The organism is Algoriphagus namhaensis, from assembly GCF_042649705.1.
Lineage (GTDB): Bacteria > Bacteroidota > Bacteroidia > Cytophagales > Cyclobacteriaceae > Algoriphagus > Algoriphagus namhaensis.
Genome location: NZ_JBHRZS010000007.1, coordinates 1,192,263 through 1,204,108, shown reverse-complemented (window position 1 = coordinate 1,204,108; position 11,846 = coordinate 1,192,263). Strand labels below are relative to the sequence as shown.

At 41.2% G+C, this 11,846-nt stretch carries 9 protein-coding genes; 7 read left to right on the top strand and 2 right to left on the bottom strand.

Translation table 11 applies throughout. The features are described 5' to 3' along the window. Window positions 1-10 precede the first annotated feature (10 nt). The 3 genes from ACFOSV_RS13535 (at window position 11) to ACFOSV_RS13525 (ending at window position 5,277) form a co-directional block, all read left to right on the top strand. Window positions 11-4,186, top strand: coding sequence for a non-ribosomal peptide synthetase (locus tag ACFOSV_RS13535; RefSeq protein WP_377906552.1), 4,176 nt, complete (start codon window positions 11-13; stop codon window positions 4,184-4,186). Next, entirely contained in the window at window positions 4,183-4,860 is a 678-nt protein-coding gene (locus ACFOSV_RS13530) for a 4'-phosphopantetheinyl transferase family protein (protein ID WP_377906551.1), read from the top strand. The genes ACFOSV_RS13535 and ACFOSV_RS13530 overlap by 4 nt, the downstream gene beginning before the upstream one ends. Window positions 4,861-5,004: 144 nt before the next feature. After that, complete coding sequence (locus ACFOSV_RS13525; RefSeq protein WP_377906550.1) at window positions 5,005-5,277, top strand: hypothetical protein; 273 nt, start codon at window positions 5,005-5,007, stop codon at window positions 5,275-5,277. Window positions 5,278-5,451: 174 nt separating this feature from the next. On the opposite strand, the gene ACFOSV_RS13520 is transcribed toward ACFOSV_RS13525, so the two are convergent. Continuing rightward, window positions 5,452-5,727, bottom strand: coding sequence for a hypothetical protein (locus tag ACFOSV_RS13520; protein WP_377906549.1), 276 nt, complete (start codon window positions 5,725-5,727; stop codon window positions 5,452-5,454). Window positions 5,728-6,052: 325 nt separating this feature from the next. Between ACFOSV_RS13520 and greB the strand changes: the two genes are divergently transcribed. The 4 genes from greB to ACFOSV_RS13500 all read left to right on the top strand — a co-directional run bounded on the left by greB (window position 6,053) and on the right by ACFOSV_RS13500 (window position 11,153). Next, window positions 6,053-6,568: a transcription elongation factor GreB gene (gene greB / locus ACFOSV_RS13515; RefSeq protein ID WP_377906548.1), complete on the top strand. Its 516-nt coding sequence runs from the start codon at window positions 6,053-6,055 to the stop codon at window positions 6,566-6,568. Window positions 6,569-6,840: 272 nt separating this feature from the next. Then, window positions 6,841-9,501, top strand: a complete 2,661-nt coding sequence (locus ACFOSV_RS13510; protein WP_377906547.1) for a WD40/YVTN/BNR-like repeat-containing protein — start codon at window positions 6,841-6,843, stop codon at window positions 9,499-9,501. 223 nt (window positions 9,502-9,724) lie between these two features. Beyond that, window positions 9,725-10,063 carry a hypothetical protein gene (locus tag ACFOSV_RS13505; protein WP_377906546.1) on the top strand — a complete coding sequence of 113 codons (339 nt, stop codon included), beginning with the start codon at window positions 9,725-9,727 and terminating at the stop codon, window positions 10,061-10,063. A gap of 85 nt (window positions 10,064-10,148) precedes the next feature. Further along, a complete protein-coding gene (locus ACFOSV_RS13500; RefSeq protein ID WP_377906545.1) occupies window positions 10,149-11,153 on the top strand; it encodes a succinylglutamate desuccinylase/aspartoacylase family protein in 1,005 nt (334 codons plus the stop codon). A 26-nt stretch (window positions 11,154-11,179) separates the two neighbouring features. On the opposite strand, the gene ACFOSV_RS13495 is transcribed toward ACFOSV_RS13500, so the two are convergent. Continuing rightward, window positions 11,180-11,836 (bottom strand): LolA family protein, encoded by a 657-nt coding sequence (locus ACFOSV_RS13495; protein WP_377906544.1) that lies wholly within the window; start codon window positions 11,834-11,836, stop codon window positions 11,180-11,182. Between the last annotated feature and the right edge of the window lie 10 nt (window positions 11,837-11,846).

The window sequence follows — 11,846 nt, the reverse complement described above, 5'->3', positions numbered from 1 at the left end:
CCCATTGGGTATGGAGGACAATTCGGACGATTTATTAGATCAGTGGCTGAATTTCAGTGGGGATAATGAAGGCGAGGAGAAGGAGGGAAGTATCCCAAAAGCACCTCTGGCGGACTCCTATCCACTTTCTGATACCCAACAAAGGCTTTGGTTGGTTTACCAAAAGAATCCCAAAAGTCCAGTCTATAACTATGCGGAGATTTGGACTTTCGATTCAAATTCTTTTGATGAGGCGCAGGTTAAAAAGGCCTTCAGACAATTAATTTCTAGCCATACCATTCTTGCCAGTAATTATGTTCTGGAGGGCGAAAATCCACGAATGAAGATTCGTTCAGAAAGGGATTTCGAATGGGTTGAGGGAGAGTCATTCAAATCGGAGAAAGAAGCCAAAGACTGGCTCAAAGCTCAAGCAAGCCGTCCTTTTCGTTTAGAATCAGACCCTCTTGTTCGCTTGGCAACTTGTCAAGTGAGCGGTACGAAAATTTTACTTGGACTTACTTTCCACCATATCATTATCGACGCATGGTCCATTGATTTGATTCGAAAAGGATTTGCTGAGTTTTATGCTGCGCAAAGTTCAATTTCAAATGATTCAAGCTCCAAAGCTCTTCAATTTCAGGATTACAGCGTTTGGCAGAATGAGCAGGCAAAGGATCGCAAAGAAATCAGCCGAAATGCTAAAGTTAAAGATGCTTTTTTGGATTTGCCTTTGGACTATTCTCGTCCTGCGATTCCAAGCTACAAAGGCCAATTTCTACGATTTAATCTTCCTGAAACCCTTACGGGCAAAGTGAATCAACTGCTTCAAAAGACGCAAAGCACCTCTTTTTCGCTCTTTCTTACTGTTTTTCAAATCTTACTTTCTCGATACTCCAAAAGCCAATCGATTTATGTAGGAATCCCTGTACTGAACCGCGAGCAGGATGAGCTAAAAGATTTGGCGGGCTATTTTGTCGATACCCAAGTGATTGGCGGAGAGCTTGATCCTAGCCAGACATTTCTTCAAGTCTTAAAGCAAACCCAGAAAGAGGTTTTACAGACCATTTCCTCTGAAAAAGCCACTTACGAGCAAATGCTGCAAGAATCTGGGCAATATGATCAAAGCAGTAATCCACTCTTTCAAGCAATGTTTGTAGGACATTCTTCTGGTGGAAACCCATTTGAAGAAGCTGGAATTTCTACCATCAGTTTTGACGTTCTTGATTTAGATGTGTCCAAATTTGACCTGACTTTGCACCATTTTGGTGTAAGGAATGGACAATATGAAATTGGAGTGGAAATTAGCACAGATCTATTCAATGAGGCCTTTGCAGAGCGATTGAGTGGACATTTTGCTACTTTACTGGATCACATTTCTGCGAATCCAAGTCTTCCGATTTCCGCATATTCCTTGATTTCTGAAGAGGAAAGAGATTTTCTGACGCATGGCTTGAATCAGGGTTTTGATCCTGATTATACAGGAAGCGTAATCCCAGAAATACTCAAAAATCTTCAAGAGAAAGGTGATGAGGTTGCCCTGGTATGTGGCGATCAGAAACTTTCGTATGCCGAATTAGACCAAAGAAGCAAGGCACTGGCAAATGAACTGGATCGACTCAATGTGGATAGAAATCAGCCCATCGGAATCTATCTTAATCGATCAGTGGACTTTGTGGTGAGCATTGTTGGGATTCTGAGATACGGAGGATATTATCTGCCTTTGGATCCCGATTACCCAGAACAGCGAATCAGCCAATATATCGAGGAATCAGGAGCTGAATTTGTGATTTCAACAAGCTCCCTTTGGCCAAAAGAAAATCCAATCAGCACTGAAATTCAAGTTATTGAAATCAATTCAAATGAATTATCTCAAAGCATTGATAATCATATCAATAAAGAATATAAAATAGGAGAGTATGCTTACTTGATTTTCACTTCTGGAAGTACCAACAAACCCAAGGGTGTTCGCGTAAGTCATCAAAATCTCTACTCTTCCAACCAAGCGAGAAAGGCCTATTATTCGGCGCCAATGTCAGCTTTTTTGCTCGTGTCTTCGTTCTCATTTGACAGTTCGATTGCGGGGATTTTTTGGTCCCTTTGTACGGGAGGAAAATTGGTCATTAGCCAAAATCAAGAAGCCTTGGATGCTTTCGCACTTGGGCAGATTATTCAGCGGGAGGAGATTAGCCATACCTTGATGCTGCCTTCGCTACACAAAGCCATTCTGGAAAATAGCCAGGAAGAGCTTTCTGCACTCCAAGCGGTGCTGGTGGCAGGAGAGGAGTGCCCCGCTGATTTGATTGGGCTGCATTTTGAAAAACTCAAAAACACCCAACTTTTCAATGAATATGGCCCCAGTGAAGGCACAGTCTGGTGTACTGCGCAAGAATTGCTTCCGAAAGTAAACTACCCTAAAGTTCCCATAGGGCTTGCCACCAACAATACCCTGAGTTATGTGCTGGAGCCAGATCAAAGTTTAACGCCCATCGGTTTGCCGGGAGAACTCTGCATCGCAGGTCCTGGTGTCGTGAATGGTTATTTAAAATCAGAGAATTCAGATCAAAAATTTGTAAAAAATCCTTATTCAGAGGAATGGGAGACACTTTATCGTACAGGTGATCTGGTTCGGATTCAAAAAGATGGACTGCTCGAGTACCTGGGAAGGATCGATAATCAGGTAAAAATCCGAGGTCATCGAGTAGAATTGAATGAAATTCAAAGTTTAGCTCAGAAGTTCGAAGATGTGAAGTCCGCCATCGCTTTTGTAGCTGATTCCGGAGCTCGAAAATTGGTGCTGGCCTATTTAGTGAAGGATTCCAAATTCGTCGATTCAGATAAGTTGAGAGCCTTTTTAACGGAAAATCTGCCCAAGTACATGGTACCGGAACAGTATCTGGTGCTCGCTCAATTTCCTCTTTTACCGAATGGCAAAGTAGATCTCAGGAAACTGAGTATTGAGGCTCAAAACCAAAGTAGCCAAAGCAGCAGCCTTCCCAAATTGCCAAGTACATATCTGGAAAGACAAATCGCCCAGGTTTGGTCAGATGTGCTTGGCCCTGAGGATTTGCCCGTCAATAAGGATTTTAATGAACTGGGAGGGAATTCCCTACAAAGCATCCGTATTCTGGCCCGACTTCGAGAGATCGGAATTAAGGTGACTCCCGAACAGTTCTTGCGCTATTCAACGGTTGAGTCCTTGGTGAATTCTTTGAATACCGAGCCTTACGAGCGACCAAAAAACACCCTTGAATTGGAAATTTTGGGTATTTGGGAACAAGGACTTTCTCAAAAGCTAATTGGGGTTCTTGATAGTTTTCAGAAAAATGGGGGAGCGGCAGCCGAATGGAAAGGAGTAGAAGAAAAGCTTTATGCCCGATTTGATTTCGCGGAAGAAATCAGCCTAAATGATTCCATTCGGACACTCGCGACTAAGGTAAAAGTAAATGAAGCCAAGTATTTACCTAAAGAGTTAAAAAGAATTATTCCTATCAGTACTACAGGGGATGAATTGCCGCTTTTTTGCATTCACAGCGAGTTTTACTACGAGACAGTTTATGCCCAGCTTACACGTCATTTACCTGGAGATTATCCCATTTATGGGGTGCTTTCGGTTAGTCCGGAACTGGTGAAAGATTACGTTCCCAAGAGTATTGAGGAGATCGCCCAGCTTTGCCGTGAGGAGATTAAGGTTATTCAACCTGAAGGCCCCATACGCATTTTATCGTACTCCATTGGAAATGTTGTGGCTTTTGAGATCGCCAGACAGCTCAAAGAAGCAGGAGAGGAGGTACAGTTGATTTTGATTGATCCGCCGCTGTTTTTTGATAAATCCAGGACCTTTGGTAAAAATGAATACCGCAAATATTTGACTTATCTGGATCTATGGAATAGACCGGCAGAATTGCTCGAAAAAGTGCGCAAAAAGGTCAATAAGGACGGAAATCAAGGAATTTTGATCCAGGAAACAGGGCTACTGAAGAAGTATATCTTGAAGTATAAAATCGCTAAAATCGATTGTGAAGCCCTGCTGATCACGACTCCGAGAGAGTTTAAGCATACGTACGATTGGGATCCATTGGTGAACTTGGTGGACCGGGAGCATATAGACGGACCACATTTGAAACTGATGCGGGAACCGTATTCCAGTCAGATGAATACAGCCATCACGCGTAGTTTGCGTCGCTGGGATCAAAAGAGCAAAAAATGAAAGTAGAGCTCTGGACTGCAAATCTTTCCGAAATCCAAGATGTGGACCCGAGCCATCTTTCTAAAGATGAATTACAGCGTCTGGAGAAGTTTATCTATCCCAAGCATAGAGATCTATTTATTAAGCGTAGAAGCATGCTGCGCAAATTGTCTGGAGAATACCTTGGTATTCATCCCAAATCCATACGCTTTGGTTACAGCAGCTTGGGTAAACCATTTATCGCCTTTTCAAAAGAAAAGCTTTATTTCAATTCCTCACATTCTAAAGATCATGTAGCCATTGGATTTTCACGTGACGGGCAACTGGGCGTAGATCTGGAATTCCTAGACCCTGAGATTGAAGCAGAATTGATTTCAACTCATTTTTTTGGCTCTGATGAAATCTCAGCCATACAAGCTGCCAAAGGTTTGGACAGAGCCAATGTCTTTTTCAGGCATTGGTGTATTAAAGAAGCCTATATCAAATTCATTGGCAAAGGTCTTACATATCCGCTGGATCAAGTTTTGGTTCGTTCTGTAAGTAAAAATCCTTGGCTAGAAATCTTGCGACAAAAGAATAAACCATCAAAAGTGATTGACACTGTATGCTACCTTGATTCGGTTTCCAATTTTGGTTTGGCAGTGGTAGGGGATTCATCCGAGTTGGAGATCGAGCTTAAGGAATGGAAGGGTTAGATTGAATGGTTTTTTGGTTTATTTAACATAATATAAATTATGTCACTTTTATTCTAATCCAAATATCCCAATCTGATCCTTTCGAAGCTTTTGCATCTTTTTTTGGCTTGATAACACTAATTCAACCTATTCCCTTTGAATCAAATGCTTCAGAACGACTATTTAGAGGTTCAGAACGGGTATTTAAAGCTTCAGAACGAGTATTTTGAGCTTCAGAACGGGTATTTAGAGGTTCAGAACGAGTATTTCGAGGTTTGGAACGACTATCTCGAGGTTCGGAACGGGTATTTAGAGGTTCGGAACGACTATCTCGAGGTTCAGAACGACTATCTCGAGGTTCAGAACGACTATCTAGAGGTTCAGAACGACTATTATGAGGTTCGGAACGACTATTATGAGGTTCGGAACGAGTATTGAGAGGTTCAGAACGAGTATGGAGAGAATTTAATTTTTAACCTTCAAACCTTTAACAATTAACCCTACTCCTTCTTCCTGGCTTTTCTTGTGTTAGAGTCCGTGAGGAAATAAAAAAGGCGTAATTATAAATTACGCCCGTCTTTCATTTAAATACAGTTAAGAACCTTTGATAAATCAAAGATGAAATTCATTATCCATCACGAATATCTTCACTGTCTCTCTGATGACACCGTCATTCGACATTGCAGCTGGGCCTTCGGTATCCAGGATTTTGAAGAATGTTTCTACGTTTGATGGTTCAAAAATTAGTGCAACCTCGTTTCCCTCATTTATGGAAATATGCACCGGACTTGCGCAGGTTTGGCGCTTAAACAATTCTCCATGGGTTCTAAAACCTTCTTCCCACTTCTTGGAATCTTCCACTTTTGCGGTAATAATTACTTTTGCCATAATCCTGTTGTTTGGTTGATACATAAGGTATTAAGAATTACCCACAATTCCTTTTGTTTTTAATTGATAATCAGGATTTTATTCGCTTGAAAAAGGATAAGTGATTTGGGATAAAGGAAGGTTTCTTTCCTCTTTTGAAGAAGGAATATCACCTCACGTAGATCTCAAAATATTACAAAAGCCCGAATCAAGTTAGAGACAGGCTATAACGGAGGACAATGCCATGCAAGAAGGTAGCTTATAACATGTATTGATTCTGCCCCTCGAGCAAGCGAATCCATCATTATATTATCTTGCGAAAAATTTCTAAACAAGATCATTTATTATGAGGCGAAAAATCCCAGAATCAACTTTACCAAAACTCAATCGCTCACAAATGATTACTCCCGAAGGCTTACAAAAATTAAAGGATGAACATGATACGTTGTGGCGAGTGGAGCGTCCAGATGTGACCGCAAAGGTTGCATGGGCTGCAAGTTTGGGAGATCGTTCAGAAAACGCCGATTACCATTACAACAAAAAACGTCTTCGAGAAATTGATAATCGCCTTCGCTATTTGCGTAAGTGTATTGATGACTTTAAAGTTATTCACTATCACCCCAACCAAGAAGGAAAAGTGAATTTTGGTGCTTGGGTAGAAATTAAAAATGAGGCGAAGGGTCTTCAAAACCGTCTTCGGATTGTTGGTTACGAAGAGTTAATCGGGAATAAAGGTTATATCTCTATGGACTCCCCTATGGCTAAATCTCTTCTTAATAAGAAGGTTGGAGATGAAGTAATCGTTGAAACCAAGTTGGGTGATTTTGTATGGAAAATTCTTAAAATAGAGTATCAAAAGTAGGTTTTACAGAAAGTAGTTCAGGTCATTTTTGCGCTATTATTTTTTAGGCGTTGTCACAAGTTCAATTTACCATACGTAGCAAGACTTGGCCAAAGGAGCGGAATCAGCCTATAATGTTTTTACTGAATTTAAACGTGCCACTTTCCTAGAAGCGGTACGAACAAACTTACTTTGGGCCATTTAGTAAGAATAAGAAACAAGTTTCTTAGTAAATTGACAGTGATCTAATTTTTCTTTTGAAATCACACTCAAGCTACCCAAAGAATCTCCATATGAAATATCTTGATTATTTAAATTGTAAAACGAGCGTAAAAGCAGCGAGCTTAATCTTTATATTTTTTGTCTTTCTTTCCTCTGGCGTTATTGCGCAGCAGCCTGAATCTCCATTGGTAGCTTCCTTCGAAACTTATCGCAAGATGAAGGAAGAAACTCCTTTCAAATTGGACTGGGTAGCTCTAGGCCCCACTGTTAATTCCGCTCGAGCCGATATTGTGCAAGTGGATGAAACTAATCCGGGTACCATGTATGTGGGTTTTGGTTCTGGAGGTATATGGAAAACCATCAATCATGGAGTGAGCTGGAAATCCATCTTTGAAGAGCAGTCCTCCATTGGGATTGGAGATATGGAATTAGCTCCTTCTGATCCGAATATTCTGTATTTGGGAACTGGTGAAAATCTAAAGAAGCCAAGAAACTTTACCCTACCCGGCACAGGGATGTTTCGTTCGGATGATGCCGGAGAAACCTGGCGCCATATTGGGCTAAATGATTCTTGGGCTATTTCTGAGATAGAAATTCACCCCAATGATCCGGATATCGTTTTTGTCACCGTGCTAGGTCATCTTTGGACCAAAAATCAAAATCGTGGTCTTTATCGCACCCTGGATGGAGGCAAATCTTGGGAGCAGGTATTATACAAGAATGATGTTACTGGGGCAAATGAAGTCCAGATCTCCCCTAGCGATCCTCAGATTATGTATGCTTCGCTTTGGGAAGTATATCCTGGCATCAGTGGTGAAAATAGTGGGGTGTACCGAAGCCGAGATGGTGGTACGACTTGGGAGCACTGTACAAATGGCTTGCCGAGTGGACCGAAGATAGGCCGAATAGGTCTTACTGTTTCCAGTACAAATCCTGATAAGGCCTATGCCTTGATCGATAATCTGAATAATTCACGAAATGAAGCCGCAGAATTATATAAAACTGAAGATGGAGGCTTAAACTGGACGAAAACCCATGCTGGACCATTTAAAATCTTTCCTGGAATCGGATGGTATTTTACCGATGTGTACGTGAATCCAGAAAATGACGAGGAGGTTTTTTGTTTGGGCGTTCGCCTAGCCCATAGTTTAGATGGCGGAAAAACATTCTCTTATATCGGAGGTCAAGTGAGTAGAATGACTCCTAGCCTAGCTCAAGGGCTCCACTTGGATCAATGCGAATTGTGGATCAACCCTAGCAATCCCAATCATCTTGCCTTGGGAAATGATGGTGGTTTTTATGTAAGCTATGACAAGGGCTTGACATGGATGCATTACAATAACATTCCCACTGGAGAATTTTACGACATTACCATAGATCAGGAAGATTATACGATCTACGGGGGCACCCAAGATGATGCTACGGTCTATGGACCTGCTAAGGAGTTAAATACCCGATTTCCTGACCATTGGAAGTATGTATGGATTGATCCTTGGGATGGTGGCGATGGATGCGTGACTCAAATCGACCCTGAGGATAAATCAATCATTTATTACAGCCGTCAACATGGCGATGCCATGCGATTGGATAAATCCAAGGATCTGGCAGTATCCATTATGCCACGGCTTCCTAAGGATTCCAAAGACACCTTGGTCTTTAATTACATGACTCCTTATTTCCTCTCTCAATATGATAGCAAGACCTTATATCATGGAGGTAATTTCATGATGAAAAGTACCGATCGCGGAGACACTTGGAAGGCGATAAGTCCCAATCTGGCTATTTCTTCCAATCCTGAAAAGCGATCGTTTGCTACTGGCGATATAGCCCAATCTTCTCTAGATAAGGAACTGCTGTATGCAGGTACAGATCATGGGGCATTTTGGGTGTCAAAAGACGGTGGTACTTCTTGGGAAGAAAATTCCACAGGAATTGCCAATAATTACATCCGGAGCATCGCGCCATCCCAGCACCAAAAATCAAGAGTATATATGGCAATGACGGGCATTAATTATGATGATTTGAATGCCTATGTCTATACTTCTGATGATTTTGGAAAAACTGGGCGGTCCATTAAAGCAGGACTTCCAAATGAGCCCATGAATGTGATCAGAGAGGATCCAAAGAATGAAGATATCCTTTATGCTGGTAGTATGCGCGGAGTCTATGTTTCATTGGATCGTGGATTATCTTGGTCCTTTCTAGGGAAAAATTTACCAGCGACAGCAGTAGCAGATCTTGAATTTCATTTAGAAAGTCAGGATTTAGTAGTGGGAACCCATGGACGAGGGATTTACAAAATAAGCCTTGCTCCTATTTATGAAATGGTCAATCAAAATCTGTTGGCTGAGACGAATCACTTTTTTGAAATCAAGAAAACCCCTAGGCCCTGGTATAATTCCTCCAGCGGCGAACCCGATTATCGCACCTTGGAAAAAGCGAATTTTTCCTACTGGTTGAGTCAGGCAAGACCAATAAGGATTTCAATTTTTGATGAATCAGATCGAGAAATTTGGCGAGAAGACCTTGAAGGGACCCAAGGATTTAACCAGTACAGATGGGATTTGGTGGTGAGAAAGGTAAGCAGTGATGCGCCGTATTTTATCCATTACGAACGATTTATTAATGCTGGAAACTATAGGGTGCAGATCACTTCGGATGATGTGATGATGGAGCAAAAGTTTGAAGTCATAGAATCAAGCTCGCCCTATTTGGTCAGAGATGGCTTTTGAATAAGTGTATTTTCCAAGATGAACGAATAGTATCCTATCGTCAATGAAAATACATTTGACTACTGAATGAAATTGGTTTAGCTTTTGCGCTGTATCGAACAAGATAGCTTTGACCTCAAGCTGACAAAAAATTTTAAAAGAAATCAATAGAATTTCTTTGGTATTTTTTCACTGGTCAAGTTTTTTCGCATATTTATTCCACTCGAACAAAAATAAAAAATCAATGAGTCAACAAAAACTTCGTGTGATCCAAGATTATGAAAAATTGAGCTCGGATCTTCAAGAACAAATAAAATTAGTCTACCCAAACGGGTATCGTGATCATTTGATCAGCTTTACCAATGCAAAAGGAGAACGCGTCAGTGCGCTACCTTTTGAAACATTTGAAAAAATCTACATGGTGAGAATGACTGCAGCAAAGGCGGTGCTTTTGGTGGAGAAAGATGATGATTACGATGATGATGGAGTATTGAAGGAAGATGTCCGAGAACAATACGAAGACGATCACGCAGATGCCGACTATCTCGGCGAGAATGACAATTACGAGGATGATATGGATTAACCTGTCTAGGTTGATCTAATCTTTGTATTCAAGCTCCTGTACACAAGCTTCCCAAACACGCTACATCTTGCCAAATCCAAAAAACATGGATGAACACAATCCGTCAGATCCTATAAAGAAACCAGCCCGAAAGCGATTTGCTATTCATGGAGTGGAAATTTTACCAGGAGAGACCAAATCACTGACGGTCAATATCGCCAAGCTTCCCTCCCACTCAAGTATTGACGTCTCGATCACGATCAGTCGAGCCATAGAGGAAGGTCCGGTACTTTTACTTTCCGGAGGCCTGCATGGGGATGAGATTAATGGAGTGGAGATTGTTCGTAGAATTATAGAAAAAGGGCTTAATGTGCCTAAAAAGGGAACAACCATTTGTATTCCCATTATTAATGTCTACGGTTTCATTCATTTTTCTAGATATGTGCCTGACGGAAAAGACGTTAACCGATCTTTTCCAGGGAATAAAAATGGTTCTTTGGCGGCTCGAGTCGCTTATTTTTTGATGAATGAAATCATTCCTAAGATTGACTATGGCATAGATTTTCATACGGGTGGAGCAGATCGCACCAACTATCCTCAGGTACGTGCCATGCTGAATGATTCTCAGAATGAAGTATTGGCAAAAGCCTTTCATGCTCCATTCACTCTACATTCAAAGTACAGACCTAAATCACTTCGTCAGGCGGCCGGAAAGCGAGACAAGCGAATCATTGTATATGAAGGCGGTGAATCGGCAAGATTTGATGAGTTTGCAATCCAAAATGGGATAGATGGAGCGCTAAGACTCATGCATCATCTAGGGATGACACATTTGAATCCTATTCCAAATCATCCCTCCCACTTTATCAAAAAATCGTCTTGGATTCGAGCAAAGGTCTCAGGCCTGCTCCAGACCAAACTAAAAAGCGGGCAATTCGTCAAGAAAAACCAAGTAGTCGGTTTTATTACTGACCCCTTTGGGGAATTCAAAAGTCCTATTAAAGCGCCAGTCTCGGGATTTATAATTGGCTTAAACAACAACCCAATCCTTCATCAGGGTGATGCAATTATGCATATTGGTGTGGGAGAAACGGAGCCACAAACTAGCTGATGTGGAGTAAGCTCCAAGGGTGAAGACTATTCTCGTTCTTCAAAAATTTCTCCTTGAAAGTTGCTCGTATCAAATACAAAAGTACTTGCAGGTAGCCCTTGATTTAATTGGATATTACTGAACTGAAAAAGCGTAGATGTTTGCCGTTTATCCCAAATAATTATACGCTCTGGAAATCCGGTAGATTCATTAATCCAAAGATTTGCTCTGGCAAAGTCCGTATTTGAATCTTTTATTAACACGTCAATTTCATCAAACACCCTGCCCTCAATGACCTGATTTCCTTTGAGTATCGCGGTATTTTCAGATAAATAGATTTTGGAGAAAAAGTCAAGAAGCATGGGCCGCTCTTCTGGGTCAACATTTAGAATGGTTACTTCGCTATTTTCTTTTGGTTGAGCAGGGATTAAGATCCAAAGTGTCTGCCCATCACAGTAGACTTCTTGATCTGGAAGCTGAATGACGTACTTTTCTTGAGCTTGGAGGAATCGTCCTCTTTGAGATATGATGGGTTGAGAAGCATTTGGGTTCTTGATTTCATAAAGTATATCTGCTGACAAATCCTGCAAGTTTAAAAAGGTACTTGCTGAATTTTTTAAAATCGCATCTCCGCTTTGGGCAAAGCCCGAAAAAGAAAAAGTGATAATTGGAAAAATCAAGGAGAGAATAAGTTTAGCCTTCATGGCTGAATTT

What these genes read in the sequence shown, in the direction of transcription:
- ACFOSV_RS13535 (WP_377906552.1), top strand. Translation starts at nt 11, where the DNA reads ATGGAGGACAATTCGGACGATTTATTAGATCAGTGGCTGAATTTCAGT.
- ACFOSV_RS13530 (WP_377906551.1), top strand. Translation starts at nt 4,183, where the DNA reads ATGAAAGTAGAGCTCTGGACTGCAAATCTTTCCGAAATCCAAGATGTG.
- ACFOSV_RS13525 (WP_377906550.1), top strand. Translation starts at nt 5,005, where the DNA reads ATGCTTCAGAACGACTATTTAGAGGTTCAGAACGGGTATTTAAAGCTT.
- ACFOSV_RS13520 (WP_377906549.1), bottom strand. Translation starts at nt 5,727, where the DNA reads ATGGCAAAAGTAATTATTACCGCAAAAGTGGAAGATTCCAAGAAGTGG.
- greB (WP_377906548.1), top strand. Translation starts at nt 6,053, where the DNA reads ATGAGGCGAAAAATCCCAGAATCAACTTTACCAAAACTCAATCGCTCA.
- ACFOSV_RS13510 (WP_377906547.1), top strand. Translation starts at nt 6,841, where the DNA reads ATGAAATATCTTGATTATTTAAATTGTAAAACGAGCGTAAAAGCAGCG.
- ACFOSV_RS13505 (WP_377906546.1), top strand. Translation starts at nt 9,725, where the DNA reads ATGAGTCAACAAAAACTTCGTGTGATCCAAGATTATGAAAAATTGAGC.
- ACFOSV_RS13500 (WP_377906545.1), top strand. Translation starts at nt 10,149, where the DNA reads ATGGATGAACACAATCCGTCAGATCCTATAAAGAAACCAGCCCGAAAG.
- ACFOSV_RS13495 (WP_377906544.1), bottom strand. Translation starts at nt 11,836, where the DNA reads ATGAAGGCTAAACTTATTCTCTCCTTGATTTTTCCAATTATCACTTTT.